General features: G+C 41.0%; 17 protein-coding genes and 2 tRNA genes. 6 read left to right on the forward strand and 13 right to left on the reverse strand.

The genetic code is table 11. The annotated features are described in order from the left end of the window. A complete protein-coding gene (gene asnS, locus AC1XUO_RS15535) occupies positions 1-1,437 on the reverse strand; it encodes an asparagine--tRNA ligase (RefSeq protein WP_483330703.1) in 1,437 nt (478 codons plus the stop codon). A gap of 170 nt (positions 1,438-1,607) precedes the next feature. Here asnS and AC1XUO_RS15540 point away from each other — a divergent pair, with 170 nt between their 5' ends. The 5 genes from AC1XUO_RS15540 (at position 1,608) to AC1XUO_RS15560 (ending at position 4,776) form a co-directional block, all read left to right on the forward strand. Further along, complete coding sequence (locus AC1XUO_RS15540; RefSeq protein WP_483330704.1) at positions 1,608-2,267, forward strand: hypothetical protein; 660 nt, start codon at positions 1,608-1,610, stop codon at positions 2,265-2,267. Positions 2,268-2,400: 133 nt separating this feature from the next. Beyond that, the gene (locus AC1XUO_RS15545; protein WP_483330705.1) at positions 2,401-3,180 is read left to right on the forward strand and encodes an enoyl-CoA hydratase/isomerase family protein; all 780 of its coding nucleotides are present in this window, start codon (positions 2,401-2,403) and stop codon (positions 3,178-3,180) included. A 90-nt stretch (positions 3,181-3,270) separates the two neighbouring features. Further along, positions 3,271-3,344: transfer RNA gene (locus AC1XUO_RS15550), tRNA-Arg, on the forward strand. 59 nt (positions 3,345-3,403) lie between these two features. After that, a tRNA-Pro gene (locus AC1XUO_RS15555) sits at positions 3,404-3,477 on the forward strand. 147 nt (positions 3,478-3,624) lie between these two features. After that, positions 3,625-4,776 (forward strand): cysteine desulfurase family protein, encoded by a 1,152-nt coding sequence (locus AC1XUO_RS15560; RefSeq protein ID WP_483330706.1) that lies wholly within the window; start codon positions 3,625-3,627, stop codon positions 4,774-4,776. 28 nt (positions 4,777-4,804) lie between these two features. Here AC1XUO_RS15560 and AC1XUO_RS15565 read toward each other — a convergent pair whose 3' ends face one another. The 7 genes from AC1XUO_RS15565 to AC1XUO_RS15595 all read right to left on the reverse strand — a co-directional run bounded on the left by AC1XUO_RS15565 (position 4,805) and on the right by AC1XUO_RS15595 (position 14,075). Then, positions 4,805-6,001: a hypothetical protein gene (locus tag AC1XUO_RS15565; protein ID WP_483330707.1), complete on the reverse strand. Its 1,197-nt coding sequence runs from the start codon at positions 5,999-6,001 to the stop codon at positions 4,805-4,807. A 110-nt stretch (positions 6,002-6,111) separates the two neighbouring features. Continuing rightward, positions 6,112-7,080 carry an HNH endonuclease gene (locus tag AC1XUO_RS15570; protein ID WP_483330708.1) on the reverse strand — a complete coding sequence of 323 codons (969 nt, stop codon included), beginning with the start codon at positions 7,078-7,080 and terminating at the stop codon, positions 6,112-6,114. A gap of 23 nt (positions 7,081-7,103) precedes the next feature. Further along, positions 7,104-8,450 carry a DNA phosphorothioation system sulfurtransferase DndC gene (gene dndC / locus AC1XUO_RS15575; RefSeq protein ID WP_483330709.1) on the reverse strand — a complete coding sequence of 449 codons (1,347 nt, stop codon included), beginning with the start codon at positions 8,448-8,450 and terminating at the stop codon, positions 7,104-7,106. A gap of 158 nt (positions 8,451-8,608) precedes the next feature. Then, on the reverse strand, positions 8,609-10,588 hold the full coding sequence (locus AC1XUO_RS15580; protein WP_483330710.1) for a T9SS type B sorting domain-containing protein: 1,980 nt from the start codon (positions 10,586-10,588) through the stop codon (positions 8,609-8,611). A 261-nt stretch (positions 10,589-10,849) separates the two neighbouring features. Next, positions 10,850-11,245 (reverse strand): DUF2958 domain-containing protein, encoded by a 396-nt coding sequence (locus tag AC1XUO_RS15585; protein WP_483330711.1) that lies wholly within the window; start codon positions 11,243-11,245, stop codon positions 10,850-10,852. Between the two features lie 460 nt (positions 11,246-11,705). Continuing rightward, positions 11,706-12,281 (reverse strand): TetR/AcrR family transcriptional regulator, encoded by a 576-nt coding sequence (locus AC1XUO_RS15590; protein ID WP_483330712.1) that lies wholly within the window; start codon positions 12,279-12,281, stop codon positions 11,706-11,708. 225 nt (positions 12,282-12,506) lie between these two features. Continuing rightward, positions 12,507-14,075 (reverse strand): glycoside hydrolase family 43 protein, encoded by a 1,569-nt coding sequence (locus AC1XUO_RS15595; RefSeq protein ID WP_483330713.1) that lies wholly within the window; start codon positions 14,073-14,075, stop codon positions 12,507-12,509. Positions 14,076-14,240: 165 nt separating this feature from the next. Here AC1XUO_RS15595 and nfi point away from each other — a divergent pair, with 165 nt between their 5' ends. Then, positions 14,241-14,957: a deoxyribonuclease V gene (gene nfi, locus AC1XUO_RS15600; protein WP_483330714.1), complete on the forward strand. Its 717-nt coding sequence runs from the start codon at positions 14,241-14,243 to the stop codon at positions 14,955-14,957. Here the strand turns inward: nfi and AC1XUO_RS15605 are convergent. The 5 genes from AC1XUO_RS15605 to rplL all read right to left on the reverse strand — a co-directional run bounded on the left by AC1XUO_RS15605 (position 14,949) and on the right by rplL (position 25,682). Continuing rightward, the gene (locus AC1XUO_RS15605; RefSeq protein WP_483330715.1) at positions 14,949-16,037 is read right to left on the reverse strand and encodes a glutaminyl-peptide cyclotransferase; all 1,089 of its coding nucleotides are present in this window, start codon (positions 16,035-16,037) and stop codon (positions 14,949-14,951) included. The two genes, nfi and AC1XUO_RS15605, sit on opposite strands and share 9 nt — an antisense overlap. A 175-nt stretch (positions 16,038-16,212) precedes the next feature. After that, entirely contained in the window at positions 16,213-16,542 is a 330-nt protein-coding gene (locus AC1XUO_RS15610) for a DUF3467 domain-containing protein (protein WP_483330716.1), read from the reverse strand. A gap of 145 nt (positions 16,543-16,687) precedes the next feature. Continuing rightward, positions 16,688-21,010: a DNA-directed RNA polymerase subunit beta' gene (gene rpoC / locus AC1XUO_RS15615; RefSeq protein WP_483330717.1), complete on the reverse strand. Its 4,323-nt coding sequence runs from the start codon at positions 21,008-21,010 to the stop codon at positions 16,688-16,690. Positions 21,011-21,103: 93 nt separating this feature from the next. Further along, a complete protein-coding gene (rpoB, locus tag AC1XUO_RS15620; protein WP_483330718.1) occupies positions 21,104-24,967 on the reverse strand; it encodes a DNA-directed RNA polymerase subunit beta in 3,864 nt (1,287 codons plus the stop codon). 334 nt (positions 24,968-25,301) lie between these two features. After that, positions 25,302-25,682 (reverse strand): 50S ribosomal protein L7/L12, encoded by a 381-nt coding sequence (rplL, locus tag AC1XUO_RS15625; RefSeq protein WP_235151690.1) that lies wholly within the window; start codon positions 25,680-25,682, stop codon positions 25,302-25,304. Positions 25,683-25,696 lie beyond the last annotated feature (14 nt).

The following is a 25,696-nucleotide window of genomic DNA, read 5'->3' on the forward strand; positions in this document are numbered from 1 at the left end:
TTAAAACTCAGCGCTTTTTGGATATCTTGGGAAAGGAATTACGTCACGAATGTTGCTCATTCCTGTTACAAACAATACCAGACGCTCAAAACCCAGACCGAAACCGGAGTGAGGCGCGGTACCGAATTTGCGTGTTTCCAGGTACCACCAGATCGTTTCAGGATCGATGCCCACTTCGTGAACACGTTCTAATAATTTCTCGTAGTTGTCTTCACGCTGGCTACCACCGATGATTTCACCGATACCAGGGAAAAGAACATCCATCGCACGAACCGTTTTTCCATCGTCGTCAAGTTTCATGTAGAACGACTTGATTTCTCGTGGATAATTCGTGAGGATGACTGGTTTTTTGAAATGTTTTTCTACCAGATAACGCTCGTGTTCACTCGATAAGTCAATTCCCCATCCCACCGGAAACTGGAATTTCTTTTCTTTATGCGGTTTTGATTTTAGTAAAATATCAATTGCCTCAGTGTAAGTCAAACGCTCAAACGCATTTTCAACAACAAAATTCAGTTTTTCCAAAAGCGGGATCGAACGTTCATTTTGTGGCTTGTTTTTATCTTCTTCAGCCAGACGGTTTTCAAGAAATGCCAGATCGTCTTTGCAGTTTTCCAGTGCGTAACCGATGACATATTTGATAAAATCCTCTGCCAGATCCATGTTATCTTCCAGCTCGAAGAAAGCCATTTCAGGCTCAATCATCCAGAACTCAGCAAGGTGACGTGTTGTATTTGAGTTTTCTGCGCGGAAAGTCGGACCGAAAGTATATATTTTAGAAAGTGCCATAGCGCCCAGCTCCCCTTCCAGTTGACCAGAAACTGTCAGGTTTGCTTCTCTTCCAAAAAAGTCTTCCTTAAAATTAATTGCACCTTCATCAGTTCTTGGCAATTTTTCCAGATCCAAGGTGGTTACCCGGAACATTTCTCCCGCTCCTTCTGCATCAGATGCCGTAATAATTGGCGTATGCAGATAGAAAAATCCTCTATCGTTATAATATTTATGAACTGCAAATGCCAAAGTATGGCGAATACGTAAAATCGCGCTGAAAGTATTTGTCCGTGGGCGCAAATGGGCTATTTCACGCAGAAATTCCAGCGAATGTCTTTTCGGTTGCAAAGGGTAAGCATCAGGATCGGCAACGCCATACACATGTATATCCTCAATTTTAACTTCGGCAGCCTGACCTGAGCCCTGCGATTCTACCAGCTGGCCCGTTATTTTTAAACAAGATCCGGTGGTAACAGTAAGTAAAAGTTCAGCAGAGAATTGTCCGGGAGCTGCAACCGCCTGTATATTATGAATGGTCGATCCGTCGTTGAGCGCTATGAAAATCGCATTTTTACTTTCACGCTTCGTACGTACCCAACCTTTCAGGGTAACGGATTGTCCATCCGGAGTCTGTTGTAATAATTCTTTGATCTGCAAAGGTCCCATCTTAATATAAATTCAATCCTTATATAAAACTCAACTGTAAACTTCTTTTTTATGAGGCGCAAAATTACAAAATACCCTACGAAAACCTATTTTAATAGACCAACTTACTTTTATGTTTTGAAAGACCTTGTCTGAACTGGTTTATGGATTAAATTTGTTTCTTGCAAACTATGACTAACGTTTTTTCTGTTTTGAATACCCGTATCGCGACTTTTTTATCAGTAGTATTTCACCCCCTGATCATTACTACCTACCTGTTTGCAGTTCTTTTCCTGATCACTCCCGACCTGATGGGTGTCAGCGCACTGGAACTTCCTGGACTTGGCAGTTTACTGCTTTTGATTTTCTTAAACACGTTTGTAGCACCAACAATCATCATATATTATTTCTATCGCCTGGGCATCGTGAGCACTTTACACGTTGATTCGTTGCGTGAAAGAAGATTGCCCTATTTGGCTTGTGCGATCATTTATGCCATCGCGACGTATCTGTTTGGCTGGCAGCTGCAACCAATCGCAGAACTGGCACCACAGATTGCGATACTTTTAGGCAGTGTCACCGTCTCTATGATCGTTATCGCACTCGTAAGTTTGTCATGGAAAATAAGTGCACATGCTACCGGAGTGGGTGGTGCCATTGGTATCATCACCGGTATGATCATTCGTTTTGATGAACAATTATTACTTATGCCACTGCTGGTGGTCGTTTTGGTCAGTGGCTTTTTATTAAGCGCAAGACTATATTTAAACGCACATACACCAGCCCAGATTATCGCAGGATTGGCTTGCGGATTGACGATCAGCAGCGCAACGGTATATTTGTTCTTTTGATTTGGCTGTCGACAATCAGCTTTCGGCGGTCGACGGTTAAATAGTTATAGAAAATCGAAATAGATCAATATTTGAAATTGCTGAATTCCAGCCGACCTCCACATAAGAATTATTCATCTCAAACCGATTTGCCATGTACCAGAACCTTCTTTTTGATAATAGCGACGGCGTTGTCAGGATATCACTCAACAGACCGGCGGTTCATAATGCTTTGAGTCTTGATCTGATCAGAGAAATTACTGAGGCGGTTCACGAAGCAGCAACAGATCAGACTGTTCGGGTAATTGTTTTGACCGGTGAAGGAGATAAGGCATTTTGTTCAGGGGCTGATTTAAAGACTGCCATGGAATCGGGCAAATCCGCCGGCGAAATGCTTCGCGATGGATATAACCCGATGATCGAAGCACTGAGAAATATTCCGAAACCAGTGATTTGTAAATTGAACGGCCTGGCCGTTGGTGCCGGTTGCTCACTGGCTTTGGCCTGTGATATGGTTATTTCCAGTGACGACGCCTATTTAAGCCAGATGTTTGTTCACATAGGTCTGATGCCCGACGCCGGGGCTTCCTTCTTCTTACCAAGACTGGTCGGTATGGCAAGAGCCTTTGAATTGGCTTCTACTGGTAGAAAAGTTTTCGCACCAGAAGCCGTTCAGATTGGGTTAATTAACAAATCAGTGCCAAGAGAAAAATTGGACGAAGCAGTGGAAGTAGCAGTTTCCTATTATCGCAATGCTCCTACCCTGGCGATTGCTGCTATGAAAAAAGTGCTGAACCATTCTTTCGAATCGAATCTGTCTGAAATTTTGAATTTGGAAATGGAGAATCAGGATATGCTATACAAAACCAGGGATGCGGCCGAAGGAATTTCATCTTTTTTGCAAAAGAAAAAACCTGATTATCAGGGCAGATAGTAGATAGTTTAAAAAATTTTAAAAAATATTTGTCTCCATACTTGCATAAACCGAAGTCATCTTCTACCTTTGCAGTCCAATTCAAGGAACGGATTTGTAGCTCAATTGGATAGAGCACCTCACTACGGATGAGGAGGTTTGGGGTTCGAATCCCTACAAGTCCACAGAAAAGCACTTATCATTGTTGATAAGTGCTTTTTACTGAAAAGAAAAATTCTTGATTCGGGGAGTGGCGCAGCCCGGTAGCGCATCTGGTTTGGGACCAGAGGGTCGCAGGTTCGAATCCTGTCTCCCCGACAAAAAAAAAACACTTGACATTGATTTGTCAGGTGTTTTTTGCTTTTAAGAGTTTCTTACCTTTTAAGTCAAAAACCTATCTGCTCAACTGGTTTATCTGTAAATTGCGTTATAAGATTTAATAATTTGTATCATGAATCTTCTGAAATGATTTACCTCGATAATAACGCCACTACCCGCATCGATCCAAGAGTTTTGGAAACGATGATGCCATATCTGACTGACAATTTTGCAAATGCTGCCTCCACACATACTTTTGGTTTGGGAGCCAATGATGCGGTAAAAGTTGCCCGCCAACAGGTAGCGGATTTAATTAATGCACGAACAGAGGAAATTGTCTTTACTTCCGGTTCTACGGAAGCGATTAATCTGGCAATAAAAGGTGTTGCTGAAAACTATCAAAATAAAGGAAAACATATTATCACGGTTCAAACTGAGCATTCTGCTGTACTTGATGTTTGTCGTTATCTTGAAACCAAAGGCTTTGAAGTAACTTATCTTCCAGTACAAACAGACGGATTATTGGATATTGAAGTACTAAAATCCTCATTACGACCAGACACAATTTTGGTATCCGTTATGCTGGTAAACAATGAAACAGGCGTAATCCAGGATATCCAAAAAATCTCAGAAATTGCACATCAGGCCGGTGCCTTATTCATGACGGATGCCACACAGGCAGTTGGTAAAATACCGGTTGATGTAGATGCGCTTGGCATTGACCTGATGCCCTTGTCTGCACATAAATTTTATGGACCAAAAGGCGTAGGCGCATTATTTGTGCGGCAACGGCGTCCGTGGCGTATCAAATTGGAAGCCTTGTTACACGGCGGCGGACATGAAGGAGGAAAACGTTCAGGCACCTTAAATGTAGCAGGAATTGCAGGCTTGGGAAAAGCAGCAGAGATCGCAAAAAAGGAAATGAAAGAGGATTCCGCCAGAATAGGCGCTTTGCGTGAGATACTGGAATCAAGCCTTCTTCAAATTGATGGTACCAGAATCAACGGAAACCGCGAGAACCGGTTATACAATGTTACCAATATTCTTTTTGAAGGCTGTGATTCTGATGCGCTGATCATGGGGCTGAACGATATTTCTGTTTCCAATGGCTCCGCTTGTACTTCGGCATCCATTGAGCCTTCGCATGTGCTTTTAGCCCATGGACTTTCTGAAGCGGAAGCGTTTTTTTGTTTAAGGTTTAGTTTGGGGAGGTTTAATACGATTGAAGAAGTTGCAGATGTAGTTAGCAATGTGAAGTTGATGGTTGAGGGGCTGCGGGCGATGGTAACAAAATACTAACCAACTAAGCTGACCAATATCAGGGCGTCTATCCATTTACAAATTCTGTATGAATTATCAATGATGGATTTTTTATGAAATTTTCTATTCGCTGTATCAAAAAGTAATCAAATTTATTTTTGTCTCTTTTTGAATAACCAACAAACTTTGTAAACTCACTCATATCCATCACATGAATATAAATTTTTGTCCTTAACATAGCGTGTAATATGGCATGTATGGCTTCTTTCCAATCGCCAAATGGCAATAACTCTGAAACCAATATAATTCCATGAGGCAATAAGGCGCGTTCGAATATAATTTCCTTGTTATCGACTGAGAAAATAGACTGACCGCGAGTTATGGTTCTAGTAGCACCGATTAGTTGCTTAATCCCCTTTGAAATATCCTTATTCAAATTTGCAACTTTTCTACTCATAGAAACGTCCACAGAAGTATTTAGTATACCCAATGCCTTCGCTTCAATAAGAAAAATACCATATTCGGAGTAGGCGAAAATATCTATCAGCTCTCGCTTTTGTGCTTTGCTCCAAATTTGTGGGCTTCTCCATACACACTCACCAAATAAGGATTCTATTAGGACCATTGCTTCCAACTCAAGAATTTTTCCTTCAAGCACGTCCGATATTTTAATTTCAGCATCTTCGTTAATACCAATGAAGGTATTCTGAACAATTTGCCAATTATGAATAGTTGCACTTACAACAAGAATCCCGATTGGTTTTGGAGTCAAAGAAAATGAATAGTTGATACCAAGGCTAAATTGAAAGTTGTCTAGCGATTGTCTAAGGATATTGTCAAAATCTCCTTTATATAATGTCTTAGGATTACGAAATAGAGCATGGACGTCATGTTTATCCCGAATATCAAATGTCACCATACCGAATGCTTGACATACATTAATTTCATTATAGAATTGAATCTCTACTTGTTCAAGATTCATTATCTTAGCAATCGATAGATGTTCATCTAAAAATCTTTGAACATTGCAAATTGATAGGTAATGTGCCTGGTCATCATATATCCTAAGACCGGTATGCGAAATATTGGGATTTTGGTTTTTATCACGACCGAAAACAAACTCAATTCTACAACCCTTTAATAGCGCTTTTATGGAAGAGGAAGGCGCCTTCACCATAATTTTTGCCCCGTATTTATCGCTTATATACCAAATACCAGCGCTTTCGTGTTGTAGTTCTTGGAAAATTCTTTCGTGCTTATACATTATATCATAACTTGGAATAGTATAGCTCTTATTGATAATAATATAAGCGTTTAATTCGAACTTTGGTAAAAGTGATAATGGACGAAAAATGTAAGATTTGTAAAATATGATTATCCTCTAAAAACATTCCTTCTGTGCCAAATCAAGTTTTCCACATTGGGCCAAAAGTTATGATCCTTGGGTAGTCCAATCGTCTTTTTATCAAACTTCCTTATTGAATAATCACTTTGTCCCTCACTAAACACTTTTGAGACACGCACCTGATAATTCTCATCAATGGAAATTAATCCGCGATCAAATGCCCGGTGCAAATTTGGACATAAGGCAATTCCATTAGAGATTGTATCATTATAACTTTCAGAGAATGGTACTATATGGCAGGCATCAATAAGAGAAATTTGTAAAGTGACGTCAATTCTCATTCCTGAAATGCAACAAGTATTATTATAGATTTTAGGGATCTCTCTTTTAAAAATACCTCCACGAATAAAAATTTCCTCATCTTCTTGCTGTTTTAGAAGCTTCTGAATTTCTCTCTTATATTCCTCGGCTGGTTCATATAGAATTTTTTCCTCAATTGAAGCGTACTTATTTTCAATGTAATTGGATGTTTCCGTAAGTAAGTGCTTGGTATCTGGAAAATATTCGTCTAACAGAAATTGCATTAGCACTTCATTAGTATCGGCATTTTTCATTAAAAGAAATAGATCTTCATCCAGAAAAGCATAATCCACGGCTGCGTTCAAACCAGAAAAACTTTTGATTGCAGATTTAATCGTAAGTAATGTTTCGTAACCTGACTTTGGCACTAATTTCCAAAAAGACTGACTCGAAAGGTGATAGAAGGGTAGAAAAAACTTACAATGATGGTTTGTTGAAGAAACCAGAACACTCCAGTTAGCATTGAACAATGATACGATCTCTGGAGTGATGAAAATTTTATTTTGTTGAATCAAAGAACTTCGAACAGCTTGTAAGATTGAGAGTAACAGAATCGGTTTATGAGGTGCTAACCCATGTGACCTGTCAATTCTTAGTTTTTTGAATACGAGAAGATACTTTTGTAATTGAGAAGTCAACTTAACGATGAGTAATATTCTAATTATATAGTAACAAGTTTCTTATCTAATAGCTCTTTCCTATCAATGTAATTATCAAGCAAGTTTTCAATATCATTTTGCATTCCTCTTTTCTTAACCATAATCGACTTGCTTTTCACCAATTTAACTGCTCGTTGAATTAAATCAAAAAGTTCAGGCTGGTCAACGCAAACTTCTCTTAAAAGCTGCTCCTCCTCACGCATTTTCAAAACACGTTTACTCATATCAATATGTGTATTGAATATACTATTGTAGATATCGGCAATGCTATTTCGGAAAAGCCCTTCTCTATACCAAATTACTTGTATAGCAATAAGTTCCTGGTGAGAAATTAGCTGCAACGTTTCCCCCTGCTCCTGCTGGATTTCATATTGCGCATATAAAAGCTTCCTGAGCATCGTTGCCCGAACATCTTCCACATAGGGACCCCAGGTCTCTTCGTCCTCCACATTCTTCGCTTCAAAGCGGCGGCGTTTTTCTCGGTTCTCACGAATATCTCTGGATTCTAAAAGATAATCTCTAAACTCGACCAAAGGAAGCATCCATTCTTCCCCGTTTCCGATAAGTCCTTCCATAGACTTGTCACGTTTCACCACAGTACACACCCAGCATCCAAAACGGCTGTTACCACAACTTGGCGTACTTTCGTCTATTACTAATGGACAATCTCCGGAATTGGCATTTTTGTATAATGTTACCAATTCTTTATGCGTACCACCCCAGGGAGGTGAAACCTGCATTAGATATTGCCACAACTCACTGGTTTCCATATCACTTATTGGCGCATACACAAACGCATTAGGCAACATATGTTTTCGCAATCGTTGGCCTTTTAGCGCATGTTTCTTCATTGACCGCGATCGGGTCGAACTTTCATCTGTTCTTGTCCCAAGAAGAATAATTACTTCACCACGCTCATCAATTTTACTTTTGATAAATTGAGTAGTGGGGTTGATTTTCAATCTTTCGGTACACCATCTAAATGAGTTGTTAGGAGCTGGATAACCTTTTCCTATCAAATTCACCCAGAAAGTATCTTCTAATCTCGGAGTCGTCCGTTGCACCTTAATTGGTAAACCCTGCTCAACAGCAGCAACCTCAATCCTTTTAAGCGTCGATTCAATAAACTTAACAATTCTAGGGTTTTCTACAAGTGTATCGTTACAAACAACATATATCTCCCTGGTTCTCATTTGCTCAGGGGCTTTTTTTAGTGCATTCCAGATTAATTGTAATAGAAGCGTAGAATCCTTTCCTCCACTAAAACCAATCACCCAAGGACGAGGATTTTCGTCATATAGGTATTGATCAAGAATTTCGCTTTCAATAAATGGTACTTTAAGAGACATGAATTCGGCAATTAATAATAATATGCAAATTAGCAAAATTTAATGTGCAAAGCGTAAGAAACAAGTATACCTTCGGGTACTTGAAAGATTTATTGTAGTACAGAGAAGAAAGCAAGAGGAAATCTCTACTTACAACTAAGTACAACTGTAACGAGAAACTACCTCACCAGTAAAACCGTCCCACTTCTGTTAATCACTTCTCCACCATCGGTCACCGCCTCCAATTTCCAAACATAACTACCATTTTCCAACCTGATACCTTTCAAACTTCCATCCCAACCTTCGCTGAGTTCTTTCGAAAAATAAATAACTTCTCCCCAGCGATTGAAGATTTTCAGATAGTTAAGCGATGAAATGTTGTTAAAAACAGGCCTTAACAATTCATTTTCATTGTCACCGTTCGGTGTAAAAACATCGGGCAGGTTTATCCAGGCAGGAGGCCTTATGGTCAATTCCACTGTACCAGTTCCGCTACATCCCTGGGGCGTAGTGACTGTAACCGCATAAGTCTGACTTGAATTCAGTGTAACCTTTGGATTCGGAATAGCAGCGTTGTCGAGTCCGGCAGACGGACTCCATAGATAACTTACATTTGATATTCCAGCCAACTGGTCAGACGAGGAATTCAGTTGGTATGCGACGTTGGGTGGAATCGTGGCGTTTGGAGAAACTTCTAATTCAATCTGCTGAATCACTTTTATTTGTACTGTATCTTTTAAAATACAATTTTCCCGGGTCGCCGTGATGATATAATCCGTTGTCTGGACAGGTGAAGCCAGCGGATCTTTACTTGCTGGGTCATCAAGCCCCACTTCCGGGCTCCAGGCATACGATATCGCATCTCCCGTCGTAACAAGTTGAATTTCCTGACCCACACATATAGTGGTATCGGGAATTGTTTTAAGTAAAAGATTTCCATTTGCCTTAATGACGAAAGAAGTATCCTTAACGCAACCATCATTATCCTTCGCAAAAACCCTGTAACTACCCGCTGATAAATTAAAGATCTCAGAGGTTTGGAAAGTGACAGAATCCAGCGAATATATATAAGGCTCAGCACCATTTGTGGCTAAAACCATCATCACGGACTGATCTTTACATTCGTCAGGAGTAATTTCCAGCGAAATCGTCGGCAAAACTGCGGTGATAATGTTTTTTATATTCACAATGTTGTTTCCGCAGGTATTATTTGTGATTGTCAGTCCAACAAATTTTTTACCCACAGTATCCCAACGAAGAAGATACGGGCCCCTTCCCGAACCGCTTAACACAGTGGCACCGTCGAAAGTCCATTGAAAATCGTATGCTGTATTCAAAGGCAAATTACCGGTATACGCAACTTTAACATTACCAGTTCCGCACAATGGATTAGGATCAACCAGAAAATCCGCCGCTTGATTTGTGGAGGAAATAAAACAGATATCTGTAAATTCTTGCCTGACATCGGATTCTTCCAGGTATTTATTTCTAACCGACAAAAAAGCAAAATTGACTTCACCGGACTCACAAGGCACCACACCATCATCTTTATAAAAATTGATTGGGATTCCTGCTTTACCCACATATTTTTTGTCAACGTCTTTATAAGTGGCGAACAAGATTCCGTCGGCGTATAGGGTCACAATGTCAGTCGCGCTTTCACGTGTCAGGGTTAGCAGGTAATAGGTGTTTTCCTTAAAATATGGACACAAACCTACGCTTCCCGTAACATCAAATTCAATACATCGTCTGTCTGCTCCGCTATTACCTGTAAAGTAAATCCCTTCGTCTTTCTGACCGTCTGAAAAATCTATGATCCTGGTTCTGCCCTCCGCCCAATTCGTATTTTTTATATATAGTTGAATGGTATAATCATCGCCAATTATGCCATCAGTATTTGCATACATCAAGCCGAAATTCTGATTATTATGATAAACCCTTCGCGCAAAGCCACAAGACAATTCATCGTCAACGAAGTTCCCCGGATTGTTAAGATTACTACAAGAACCAGGATCCTTCGCAGGAACAAGATCAGGAGCGCAAGCAGGTTCGGCAACCCTAAGATTATTTACAAAACGATAAACATGCTCAACCGACTGGGCATGCGCATGGGTATACAAAAAAAGTATAACGATCGTTTTAAAAAATACCGACTTCATGATGAGGGCGTAGAATACGCTTAACGTGAGTAAATAGAAATATTTACCTCGAATTATTTCTACATTTTAAATTTACAAGAAAACCTTGCAATTCAGTCTTGAAGCCGGAATAATTTATTTGGTAAGGTATCTGAATTCTGGAATCCGGTTGAGAGGCGCAGGAGAAGTGGGCTCACAGAAATCCAGAAGAGAAATTGATTTGGTTGAAAAGCGGCCGTATAGAAAACCTTAATTCCTATACGGCCGTAAAAACATTCTATTTTAACTGAATTCCCGTTCTGCAATAACCTTTACAGCACGTTTCAAAATTTCCTCATCCTCTGTTATTCTCTTAACCATTTTAGCAGCTTCTGCATAAACGCTCATAGGATATTGGGGCACAAAATTCGTATCCATTTCCACCATCGGCACTTTCAGCCTTGCATGTTTAATACTTTCAAGATGTTCGATCGAGACGTAACTTAATTCAGTTAACCCCTGGCCCAAATCACATAGCCCAAATGCGATGTTGTTAGTCGAATCAAGTTCTGATAAAAGCCAGATCGCTTTTCCATATTGTGAATATAATTTTACTACCGGAGCATGATCTTTGCCAAGTTCGTTTTGAACTTCGTAAGCATTCTGGATCATGATCGCTCTGAGATCTTCTGTAATCATTTTTGACATGTTCCAAATATACTAGCTATCGTAATATTTGACAATTAATAACAGGGGAGAAAAGTATGAATATCCGCTTTCACGCACATATTTTTCTTTACAAACAAAAAAGGAAACCACTAATGCCGGCTTCCTCTCGTTATTCTTTATCCTATTGTCAGGAAAGAAGAATTATTGGATGATATTCAATAATCTCATTATTGAACTTTTCAGAATTTTCAACCCACCATTTCACCCATTTTTGGTAAGCTTTTTTACGCAGCCTCTTTTTCATCTTACAATCCTTTTAGGTATAATACAAGTTTAGTTGTCTCAAAACAGACCATCAGAAGATTATATGATCACTATTTAATAAATTAAACTTTGATTTAGGAGAATCTAACTATGCTGTAATAACATATTATTCCCTCAAATATTGTACGTCAAAAAGATCAGCTGGTCACAATTTATTAACTACATATCAGTTCTTAATCATACCAATCAAGAACTGCGCTAATTTCTCGACTTGCTTTTTATCCCTGGATAATATGTATGTTTGCCATAATCCTGTAAAATTGGCCGCAATAAACTCCGCCAATAATCGGGGATCCTTTTCAGCTGATATTTCGCCAGCTTCTTTGGCATCCGTCAGAAGCTGTTCAAAAAATTCAACAATATCTTTCCAGTTGTTGTTAATAATAGAATGAACGCTCTGATCTACCGTTGCCAGCTCAAATGTTGAGTTCACTGCCATACAGCATTTCCCGGTATTCACTGTGGCTTCTACGACGCTCAGAATCATATTTTCCACTTTTTCCATCGGAGAAGTCCCCAACGCGGCTTCCTTATGTTCCCTTAATTTTTCGGCCGCATAGTTTCCCAGGCATTGCAGATATAGGCTGTGTTTATCGCCATACGTGTCATATATACTACCCCTGTTCAGCCCCATAGTCTGTACGAGGTCCTCCATGGAAGTAGCGTTATAACCTTTTTGCCAAAAAAGATCACGCGCCTTTTCCATCCTTTCTTCCGGATCAAACTCTTTCTTACGTGCCATGATGCAAAATTACTATCCAGAACACTTGTTCCAAAATATTTTAAAACCAAATCTTGTTAGTAAAACAATTATTTTTCTGTATTCGTGCGTTAACCTGAATAATTAAGATTAACCTCAGGAATAGTAACTTATGGCGTTATGAAGTTGGGAAAGATGCAAAACTCCTCTGTGCATTCTTACACCTGATTTTACTTTCTACGAAAGACGACTCCAACATTTTTCGACTTAGTCATACTTCATTTGAACAGCCTTGATTTCACCCTTGCCCGCCTTATTTCCTGCAACATTAATACCGACACGAGGTGCTCTGTCCCAACGCGGCAGCCATGGTGCTTCTATTTTTACAGAATTGGACAGTGAATCAATTTTCTGGCCTTTTACATCCCAGCTGAATTCATAAAACCGTCCATAATGTGTTTTCAATTTCAATTTGATGTCTTTATATTTTTCAGGAATTTCCTGTTTACTGATGACTTCGACAACACCATCTTTAATCTGCCAAAGTTCAATATGATCCTTGCGAACACCATAACCGACGGCATTATTCGCATCTCCATATATAATAATATTCTGAGTCAGATCATTTTGAGAAATCACCTCTGCCGAAAAAGTATAATTGCCCTTTTTGACTGTTAATCCGAGAAAATTTCCTGTGTTTGTGTGGTTATTGTTTTCAATCTGAAGAGATCCATTCTGCACTGTAAATTCTGGTTTTGGAAAACTGACATCATAAACCCACGGAGCTTTCAGTGTATCCTTATCATAATGGATGAGCAGATTGGAATTTATTACAGCACTCATTCCGATAGGAGCTTCTGCTTGTGCAGGCGGCGTTTTCCCATAACGAAATGCAGGCCACTTTGAAGCTTCGTCCCAAATAAGCTCGCTAAGAATTCCCTGTCTGCCGGAAAACGTAAAATCTATACCATTGTAAGCGTGATGTAAATAGAAATAACGGTTATCTGGTGTTACGACCACGGTTCCGTGCCCTGGACATTTCCAGGTGTCATCACCAAACAGAACCGGATTTCCAGAATATTTTGTCCAGGGTCCCTGCAATTTTTCTGCTCTGGCAAAGCCAACCTGATAATCACATTTATCACCACAGCAAGCATTTCCCGAATATAGCATATACCAGTAATTTCCACGCTTAAAAATGGCCTGCCCCTCTGCCCCGCCAGATTCCCATCCCGCAGGATCGGCTTTTATTAAACTAAATTCCTTACCAACTACTTTCAAACCATCAGGTGACAGCTCAGCACCAAGAATTTCTATTCCCCTGTCCTTATCCAGGCCGTAAGCCTTCCAGGTAATAAATAATTTCCCTTTGTCTTCCACGATAAAAGCGTCAATGGCTTCTTTCGTCCATTCGATAATGACACCATGATCCTTGAAACCCTTTTTTAAATCTTTCGTAGTTGCAACGCCGATAAAAGATTGTTTGTCTGATTTGCGGCGGGCGGTATAATAGACGAAAAAAGTACCGTTACGATAAAACAATTCCGGAGCCCAAAAACTGCCCATGGTCCAAGCTGGTAATTCTGCAAAGACAGGGCCTACATATTCCCAATCAACCAAATTTTTGGAACTATAAATCGGATATGCAGGCCCCCATTCTGAGGAAGTGCCGGCAGCATAATAGGTATCACCTACACGGATCACGGACGGATCTGCAAAATCACCAAAAATAACAGGGTTCCGATAAGTCACTACGGGTCCGGGATTCAGCTTTTGAGCGAGTGCGTTTTCAGCCAGAGAAATCGTGATTAATAATATTATTGAAAGGATTTTCATTCGGATCAGGATTGATTGGTCGGCTAAGGAAGTAATTTATTTTAATATAAGACAGCCGATTTGAGGTTAATTTCATAATAAGTTAATTCGTCGGGAACTGGTAATTTATCAGAAGTAAGGATGTGGAATGAGATTTGTAATTCATGCATCCTAAATGACAGCATGATGGAAGAGGACAATTTAAAATACGACGAACTTAATCTGGCAGAAGCCAAAGTAATACAATCGGAGCTTAGAGAAAGAATATTGATCAAACCTTTGACGAAACCAATTCAGACCATTGCAGGTGCTGATATTTCTTTAAACAGGTTTAGTGAGATCATTTTTGCAGGCATTGTTGTGCTGAGCTATCCCGATTTGCAGCCCATCGCCTATTCGCTCGTAGAAAGCAGAACACGTTTTCCTTATATTCCCGGATTTTTGGCATTTCGGGAGGTCCCAGCTTTGGTTCAGGCATTAGAACAAATGCCGGTTAAACCTGATGTCATTATGGTTGACGGCCATGGCATTGCCCATCCCAGAAAAATGGGAATTGCCGCTCACTTCGGGGCAATAACGGGAGCTACAACGATGGGCTGTGCTAAAAATATATTATTCGGAAAATGGCAGGAGCCGGGATTTCAAAAAGGCGATTTTTCTCCCATCATGACAAAGGAAGAAACAATTGGTTATGCGTTCCGATCCAAATTGAAGACCAATCCGGTTTTTGTTTCCCCAGGCAATAAAATGGATTTGCAGGATTGTCTGGATATCATGCAGCATTGTGCTGGCAGCTACCGATTGCCCGAACCAACGCGCCGCGCACATGATTTTGTAAACCTATTTCGAACAGGAAAATTAGAAGCCGGCTATCATGAATTGACTCCTAAATTACTATTTTGAAGCCAGCGTCTTTTGCGTCTTTTTTGCAGCACCAGACACTTTGATTTTAAACAAAGTCGGCCAGTTTTTTCCTGTTATGTAAAATGCATTTTCGAATGCCTGGTATGCAATGCCGTTTAAAACACTGGATCCGGTCTGATCGACTTCGGCCGGGATAATTTTCTTCATGTCAATACTGCCAACAACTTTACCAGAGGCAAGATCAATCTGGATAATCTTATCAGTTTCCCAGATATTAGCGAAAACATAACCGTCAACATATTCCAGCTCATTTATTTTCAAAACCGGTCCCTTGTCGTCGTATACTTCCAGCTCACCTGTTTTTTTAAACTCCTCGTCGAAGTAATATAGTTTGTTAGAACCGTCTCCCATAATAATACTGGAATCGGTATGCGTCATCCCCCAGCCCTGGGTGTAATAGGTAAAAGTTTTATCCAGTGTAAAATCCATGTTATATCGAAAGCCTACACCGGTCGTCCACGTCAGCTGATAAATTTTATCTTTAAAAATGGTCAAACCTTCTCCAAAATACTGATCGGTAAGTGGTACTGATTTCAGCGTAGCTCCCGTTTTTAAATCAATTTTTAATAAAAGCGATTTTCCGTTCTCACCAGTACTTTCATACAATTCACCTTTATAAAATTCAAGTCCTTCTGTAAAACTTGTTTTCTGGTGCGGATAGGAAGATAAAACGGAGTAAGTGAGCACCTTGGGAGTAAGGTCCGACAAGAGTTCAACGGATAAAGTGTCAGCAAATGTTTCCTTGCTTTTCGTGGTACCACGCACAATCAGTTGCTTCCAACCGGTTTTTTCAGAGGCTGCGCTTATGAACACGGAATCAGAAGCTAGTTTGGCATCAGGAACCAACACACCATTCCATTTTACTTCAATTTGAGAAACAGGCTGGGAAAATCCTATTTTTATGGAATCTCCAATAGTAAATCGTGTTCTGGCCAATACTGCTGTTGCTGGTTTTTGTTCAGTTTCCGGATTTGTTTCCGTTTTCTTTTCTTGCTTACAAGAAAATACAGCAAGGCTTATGAATAGAATAAATAGAAAATGCGTGTTACGGGTATTCATAAATGGTGTTTTACAATTCTATTGCAATATCCGCAAAAAGGCTAAAACCATTTCTTCTTTGTTGGGATAAATATATTTATTGGAACTGAAATGGCTGACTCAACCGATTTATAACAAGAAATCCTGCCGCCAGAGTATTTGAGCAGCAGGATTTAAACAAAAAATTATTTACTTATCAGGCTTCTCCGCCAGGTCCTCCGAAACTGATCGGAAAGTTGAAGGACGGATCAGCGTCGTGATTGCTTTGGATCGGACCATATTGATCCTCATATTTTTCGATATTATCTTTCAATGCGGCAACTAAACGCTTGGCATGCTCCGGCGTGATGATAATACGCGCCTTCACTTTAGCACGAGGTACACCCGGCATCAGACGAATAAAATCCAGTATAAATTCGCTGTTTGAATGAGCGATCATGGCAAGATTGGAATATACACCCTCGGCCATATCTTCCGAAAGTTCTACATTAATCTGCTGCTCGTTTTCTTTGTTGTTATCTTCCATCGTCAAGTTTTCGGTGGTTATTCAGGTGCTGGAGAATTACTTATGATTTTCAAAGGTGAAAATTACTAAAATAATATAGTATCTAAAAACAAAGAGTCGGTTCCGCTTGCACAGAACCGACTCTTTTATTCTATTAAAATTCCGACTAAACTAATTCACGTTTTTTACGTGATTGTTTTTCGCGGGATTCAGCTAAGGCATCATATTCTTCTTTCGAACCAACAAGGATGTCTATGTATTTACGCATACCTGTACCAGCCGGGATCAAGTGACCAACGATCACGTTTTCTTTCAGGCCTTTCAGTTCATCACGTTTTCCACGTACAGCAGCCTCAGACAATACTTTGGTAGTTTCCTGGAACGAAGCCGCAGAAACAAAACTTTCAGTACCTAACGAAGCTTGTGTGATACCCATCAAAGTAGGTTTCGCCACAGCTGCCTGTGCATCACGCGCAGTCACCAATTTAAGGTCACGACGTTTCAAGCTTGAATTCTCATCACGCAGACGGCGTACAGAGATAATCATACCTGGTTTCAGTGTTTCGGAGCTACCAGCTTCCTCAACCACTTTCATGTCAAGAATCTTATCGTTTTCTTCGCGGAACACAACGCGGTCAACCGCTTGCATTTCCAGGAAGTTAGTATCACCTGCGTCAAGGATTTCAACTTTCTGCATCATCTGGCGTACGATACACTCGATATGCTTGTCATTGATCTTCACACCTTGCAAACGATATACCTCCTGAATTTCATTCACAAGATATTCCTGAACTGCTGTTGGTCCTTTAATCGACAAGATATCCGCTGGTGTTATCGCTCCATCCGATAACGGATCACCTGCTTTCACGAAGTCACCATCCTGCACAAGAATGTGTTTCGAAAGAGCAACCATGTAGCGGCGTTGTGTACCATCTCTTGATTCGATATGAATCTCGCGGTTACCACGTTTAACTCCTCCGTATGATACAACACCGTCGATTTCAGAAACTGTTGCAGGGTTTGATGGGTTACGTGCTTCGAATAGTTCCGTTACACGTGGCAAACCTCCCGTAATATCGCGGGTTTTTCCAACCACACGAGGGATTTTTGCCAAAGGCTGACCAGCTTTAATATTGGCACCAGCCTTCACAACCAAACGAGCTCCAACCGGAAGGTTATAACCTTTTTCAGTCTGATCTTTCAACAATGTGCTCTTACCTTTCACCACGATAGCCGGGTTTTTGGTTTTATCACGTGTTTCGATAATAACTGATTCCTGGAAACCTGTTTGCTCATCAAATTCTTCACGGTAAGTAATTCCTTCTTCAATAGCGTCGAAAGAAACAACACCAGTGAATTCAGAAAGGATAACCGCGTGATATGGATCCCAGGTACAAAGCTCCTGTCCTTTCGTTACTTTGTCGCCATCTTTTACAAGAAGCTGAGCACCGTAAGGAACGTTGTTAGAGATTAATAACTGACCAGTTTCAAGGTTAACGATTTTCACCTCACCTGAACGACCCATTACCACTGTAATCGGATCTCCGTCATTATTTACAGAATCAACCAGACGAAGTTCTTCAAACTGAATTGTTCCGTCAAACTTCGCTTTGATGTTGGCATCAACTGAAATGTTGGATGCCGTACCACCCACGTGGAAAGTACGAAGTGTAAGCTGCGTACCTGGCTCACCAATTGACTGCGATGCAATTACACCCACAGCTTCACCGATGTTAACCATATAAGCCGAAGCAAGAGAACGTCCGTAACATTTCGCACAAACACCATTACGTGTTTCGCAAGTAAGTACAGAGCGAATTTCTACGCTTTCGATACTTGTTTCATCAATGTAGTTAGCAATCTCTTCTGTGATTTCCTGACCAGATGTAAGGATAATTTCTCCCGACAAAGGATCAAACACGTCATGTACACTAACACGGCCCAAAATACGCTCAGAAAGTGGTTCAACGATATCTTCGTTGTCTTTCAAAGCTGAAATTGCAATACCACGCAGCGAACCACAGTCGTTTTCAACCACTACAACATCCTGCGCAACATCATGTAAACGACGGGTCAGGTAACCTGCATCCGCTGTTTTCAAGGCTGTATCCGCAAGACCTTTACGTGCACCGTGTGTTGAGATAAAGTATTCCAAAACGTCAAGACCTTCTTTAAAGTTAGAAAGAATCGGGTTTTCAATAATTTCACCTGCTCCACCAGCCATGTTTTTCTGAGGCTTGGCCATAAGACCCCTCATACCACCCAGCTGACGAATTTGTTCACGGGAACCACGCGCACCGGAGTGCATCATCATATAGATGGAGTTAAATCCACCCTGATCCGTTTCCAATTGCTTCATCAACGTTTCTGTGATACGTGAGTTAACACGCGTCCAAATATCGATAACCTGGTTGTAACGTTCGTTTTCAGTGATAAGACCCATCAAGTAGTTACTCCAAACGTTTTCAACGTCTATTTTCGCCTGCTCGATCAGTTTTACTTTTTCGTCTGGTACCATTACGTCATTAAGCCCCATTGACAAACCACCTTTGAAGGCCATTTGGAAACCGAGTTCTTTGATCTCATCCAGGAATTGCGCCGTACGGGCAACACCTGCAAGTTTGAATACCAGACCAATGATCTGCTGTAATTTTTTCTTGGTAAGCAATTCATTAATATAACCTACCTCAGCTGGAACCGCCTGGTTGAACAGGATACGGCCGGCAACTGTGTCGACTAATTTAATTTCAAAAGTTCCGTCATCGTTACGTACACGCAGACGGCATTTGATATTGGCATGCTTGGAAAGTTTGCCTTCGTTGATCGCAATGATAACTTCATCAGGACCGTAGAAAATCATTCCTTCACCAATAATTGGATACTCAGGCGTACTTACACGACCTTTTGTTACATAATACAGACCCAAAACCATATCTTGTGATGGTACCGTAATCGGTGCACCGTTCGCAGGGTTAAGGATGTTATGAGAAGAAAGCATCAACATTGAAGCTTCCAAAACAGCTTCCTGACCCAATGGCACGTGAACGGCCATCTGGTCACCGTCAAAGTCAGCGTTGAATGCAGTACACACCAATGGGTGCAACTGGATCGCTTTTCCTTCGATCAACTTAGGTTGGAACGCCTGGATACCTAAACGGTGAAGCGTTGGAGCACGGTTTAGAAGAACAGGGTGTCCTTTCAAAACGTTTTCCAAAATATCCCAAATCACAGGATCCTTACGATCTACAATCTTTTTAGCTGATTTTACAGTTTTAACGATTCCGCGCTCGATAAGCTTGCGAATGATAAACGGCTTGAATAATTCAGCAGCCATATCTTTCGGCAAACCACACTCGTGCAGTTTCAATTCTGGTCCTACAACAATTACAGAACGACCAGAATAATCGACACGCTTACCAAGTAAGTTTTGACGGAAACGTCCTTGCTTACCTTTAAGCATATCAGAAAGTGATTTCAAAGCACGGTTCCCTTCAGAACGTACTGCGTTCACTTTACGGCTATTATCAAAAAGCGAATCAACCGCTTCCTGCAACATACGTTTTTCGTTACGCAAGATCACCTCAGGCGCTTTGATCTCGATCAAACGTTTCAGACGATTGTTACGAATGATAACGCGGCGATACAAGTCATTTAAGTCAGAAGTCGCAAAACGACCACCGTCAAGCGGTACAAGTGGACGAAGTTCTGGTGGAATTACCGGAACCATTTTGATTACCATCCATTCCGGGCGGTTTTCAACACGCGTATTCGCATCACGGAAAGCCTCAACAACTTTCAGACGTTTAAGCGCTTCCGCCTTACGTTGCTGGGAAGTATCTGTTGCAGCCTGGTGACGAAGTTCGTATGAAAGCTCATCCAGTTTGATACGGTTCAAAAGCATTTCCAGCGCATCAGCACCCATCTTCGCGATAAACTTGTTCGGATCCGTGTCAGGAAGCGCTTGGTTTTCACGAGGAAGTTTGTCAACGATGTCAAGATATTCGTCTTCTGTAAGGAAGTCAAGGTAGCTAACGCCATCTTCTTCTTTAACACCCGCCTGAACTACGGCATATCGCTCGTAGTAAATGATTTGATCCAGTTTTTTGGTAGACAATCCAAGCAAATAACCGATTTTGTTCGGTAAGCTACGGAAGTACCAGATGTGTGCAACAGGAACCACAAGCTCAATGTGTCCCATACGCTCACGACGTACCTTTTTCTCAGTAACTTCCACACCGCAACGGTCGCAGATGATACCTTTATAACGGATACGTTTGTATTTTCCACAATGACATTCCCAGTCCTTCACAGGACCGAAAATACGCTCACAGAACAAACCACCCATTTCCGGCTTATAAGTCCGGTAGTTGATAGTTTCAGGCTGGGTTACTTCACCGAATGAACTTTCCAGTATCGATTCAGGTGATGCCAGACTGATTGTCATTCTGGAAAAATCACTATTTAGTTTTTTGTTCTTTTTGAAAGACATAATTAAAGAGTCGTTTGTCTGTTAGTCGAAACTCAATTTGTATTGCATTTCTAAGCAGAGCGACATTTCTGACGCTCTGCTTACGACTAAAAATTAGTCCAGCGTAATTTCCAATGCCAATCCACGAAGCTCGTGAACAAGTACATTGAATGACTCCGGAATATTAGGTTTCGGAAGGTTTTCACCTTTTACGATAGCTTCGTATGCTTTGGCACGACCCACTACATCATCCGATTTCACGGTAAGGATTTCCTGAAGAATGTGGGATGCACCGAATGCTTCAAGTGCCCACACTTCCATTTCTCCAAAACGCTGGCCCCCAAACTGAGCCTTACCACCCAACGGCTGTTGTGTAATAAGCGAGTATGGTCCAATCGAACGCGCGTGCATTTTATCATCAACCAAGTGACCCAGTTTCATCATGTACATAAGTCCAACTGTAACTGGCTGGTCAAAACGCTCTCCGCTAAGTCCGTTGTATAGATAAGTACGTCCCCAATCCGGCAAACCAGCTTCTTTCAATTCAGCCGCAACTTCTGCTTCCGTAGCTCCATCGAAGATAGGAGTAGCATAGCGACGACCAAGTTTAAGACCTGCCCATGCAAGAATTGTTTCGTAAATCTGACCGATGTTCATACGTGAAGGTACCCCAAGCGGGTTCAACACGATGTTCATTGGTGTTCCGTCTTCAAGGAATGGCATATCTTCATCACGTACAATACGGGCAACTACCCCTTTGTTACCGTGACGACCTGCCATTTTATCCCCTACTTTCAATTTACGTTTCTTAGCGATATATACTTTCGCAAGTTTCACGATACCAGCAGGAAGTTCATCTCCAACTTCAAGAGCGAAACGGTCACGTTTGAAACGGCCCATTAACTCGCTGCGAGCGTTAAGATAATTCTTCAATGCAAGAGAAACCTGACGGTTTGTATGCGCATCCTCAGTCCATGAATCAGTCAATACGTCACCGATCAAGTTTACTTCCTCAACCACTGCATACTGGCTTTCATCACGGTATGGGTTGTTTGCAGGGAACAAATTCTCAGAGATATTTCTCACGTTGAATTTCATTCCTTTGCTGATCAACTCATCACCAAATTTATGCTTAACACCCTGACTTGTTTTACCATCAGTCAAAGAAACCAATTTCTCGATAATACGTCCGCGAAGTGCTGTCAGGTCACGGCCATATTTCTTCATCAGTAACTTCAACTCGTCTTTGTGCTTTGCACGCTCTTCTTTCGTAGGACGAGAGAAAAGTTTAGTATCGATAACAACACCTTTCATAGATGGTGGTGCTTTTTTCGAAGCATCCTTCACATCACCGGCTTTGTCACCAAAGATTGCACGAAGAAGTTTTTCTTCCGGAGTTGGATCTGATTCACCTTTTGGAGTGATCTTACCAATTAAAATATCTCCTTCTTTTACTTCCGTACCAACTTGTACGATACCGTTTTCATCAAGGTTTTTAACAGTTTCCTCACTTACGTTAGGAATCTCAGCAGTCAGTTCTTCTTCTCCACGTTTCGTATCACGAACTTCCAATTCAAATTCTTCAATGTGAATCGAAGTAAAGATATCATCACGAACTACTTTTTCCGAGATTACAATCGCATCCTCAAAGTTGTATCCCTGCCAAGGCATGAACGCAACCAAAAGGTTACGACCCAAAGCAAGTTCTCCACCTTCTGTTCCATATCCCTGGCATAATGCTTCACCTTTTGAAACCTTCTGGCCTTTAAGAACCATTGGTTGAAGGTTTAAGCAAGTATCCTGGTTGGTACGACGGAATTTAACAAGATCGTAAGAAACGCTGTCTTCGATAAAGCTAACAAGACGCTCTTCATCTGTTCTTTCGTAGCGGACAACAATTTTAGTTGCATCGACATACTCAATCACACCGTCACCTTCAGCTACTACCAATGCACGTGAATCCATCGCAACACGTTTCTCAAGGCCCGTTCCAACGATTGGCGCTTGTGGGCGCAACAATGGAACACCCTGGCGCTGCATGTTAGATCCCATCAAGGCACGGTTGGCATCATCGTGTTCAAGGAAAGGAATAAGAGAAGCTGCAACCGATACAATCTGGTTAGCAGCAACGTCCATATAAGATGCCTGAGAAGGATCAACCATCGGGAAGTCACCTTCAAAACGCGTCTTGATTTTGTCTACCGTAAAGTTTCCTTCTGCATCAACCGAGGCGTTAGCCTGCGCGATGTATTTGGAATCTTCCTCTTCGGCAGTCATGTATATAAGCTCGTTCGTCAATTTACCTGAACCATCGATTACGCGGTATGGAGTTTCGATGAAACCCATTCCGTTAACCTTGGCAAATACGCAAAGAGATGAAATCAAACCAATGTTCGGTCCTTCAGGAGTTTCGATTGTACACAGACGACCGTAGTGGGTGTAGTGAACGTCACGAACCTCAAAACCTGCTCTTTCACGAGAAAGACCACCAGGCCCAAGCGCAGACATACGTCTTTTGTGGGTAATCTCAGCCAATGGATTCGTTTGATCCATAAACTGTGATAACTGGTTGGTACCAAAGAAAGAGTTGATAACAGAAGAAAGCGTACGCGCATTGATCAAATCAACAGGCTTGAAATCTTCATTATCACGTACGTTCATACGTTCTTTGATGGTACGGGCCATACGAGCCAAACCTACACCGAACTGTGCGTAAAGTTGTTCACCAACGGTACGAACACGACGGTTTGACAAGTGGTCAATATCATCGACAACTGCTTTTGCATTGATCAAACCGATCAAATACTTAACAATTGAAACGATATCACCTGTTGTCAAAACGCGAACGTCAAGACTTGTATCAGAACCCAGTTTTTTGTTGATACGGTAACGACCAACATCACCAAGGTCATAACGTTTATCACTGAAGAACAAACTTTGGATTACATCTCTTGCCGTTTGTTCATCCGGTGCTTCTGCGTTACGAAGCTGGCGGTAAATTTGCTCAACTGCCTCTTTGTCGGAGTTTGAGCTATCTTTTTGCAGCGTGTTATAAATGATATTATAATCCGCAACATTCATATCTTCCTTGTGAAGGATCACTGACTTCTGGCCAGATTCAACGATAACTTCGATATCCTCAGGAGTGATCGTTGAATCACGCTCAAGCAATACTTCGTTACGTTGGATTGAAACTACCTCACCGGTATCTTCATCCACGAAATCTTCTGTCCAGGTGCGAAGAACTCTCGCAGCCAAACGACGACCAACAGCTTTTTTCAAGTTTGTAGGTGTCGCTCCGATTTCCTCAGAAAGTCCGAAGAGATCAAGAATATCCTTATCAGAACCAAAACCAATGGCTCTTAAAAGCGTAGTTACCGGGAATTTCTTCTTACGGTCAATATATGCATACATGACATTATTCACGTCAGTAGAGAATTCAATCCATGAACCCTTAAACGGAATAATACGTGCAGAATATAATTTAGAGCCGTTTGTGTGCTTGCTCATGGAGAAGAACACACCCGGTGAACGGTGCAATTGAGAAACAATAACACGTTCAGCACCATTGATTACAAACGAACCGCGGTCCGTCATGTAAGGGATATTTCCTAAGAATACCTCTTGCTCGATGGTTTCAAATTCTTCATGATCAGCATCATTACATATCAAACGTAATTTTGCTTTTAGTGGAACTGCATAAGTTAATCCACGATCAATAGATTCATCAACAGAATACTTTGGCGGCTCTAATAAATAATCAATAAATTCGAGCACGAAGTTGTCGCGAGAATCGGCAATAGGAAAGTTTTCAGCGAAAACTTTGTACAATCCTTCGTCAGAACGATCTTCTACTGAAGTATCAAGACTGAAGAAATCCCGGAACGATTGTACCTGGATTCCCAACAGATCCGGATAATCAATAATCTGATTGATCCTGGAGAAATTAATTCTGGGAGTTGCTTTAATTGTAGCCAAGGCTATGTCTGATTTGGGTTAGTAGAACGAAAACAAAGCGACGTGTAACAAGTTACAACACGCAATCGCACTAATTAGTTTAAAACCTTAATCGTTTGCCTCGTAGAGAAAAATAAAATAACGGTCCCTTTTCTTCTTTTCTACGAGTAAAGAAGTGTTTCAGACCAATTATCCGGAAGGAGAATTAGATTACCGAAAATAGAATTTTATCTTCGGCCATATATACCAAACGAAAAGAAGTAAAATTTGTTTGGTTTACATGCAAAATAGGAAAAGACCTGACGAATGTCAGGCCTTGTTCCCAAGATTTTATTGATGTTCTGTATAAAGCAAATTACTTCACTTCAACTTCAGCACCAGCTTCTTCAAGTTGTTTTTTCAAAGCTTCTGCTTCGTCCTTAGCAACTCCTTCTTTAACTGGTTTCGGTGCACCGTCAACAAGTTCTTTTGCTTCTTTAAGTCCAAGACCTGTAAGGTCTTTAACCAATTTCACAACAGCTAGTTTACTAGCACCTGCTGCTTTCAAAATTACATCAAAAGACGTTTTCTCTTCAACTACCGGAGCGTCTCCGCCACCAGCTGGACCTGCAACCATAACTGCACCTGCAGCTGCTGGTTCGATACCATATTCGTCTTTAAGAATTGCAGCCAATTCGTTCACTTCTTTAACCGTAAGGTTAACAAGCTGTTCCGCGAAAGCTTTCAAATCTGCCATTTTTATTTTTGATT

The organism is Dyadobacter sp. HNCC25DJ186, from assembly GCF_056895235.1.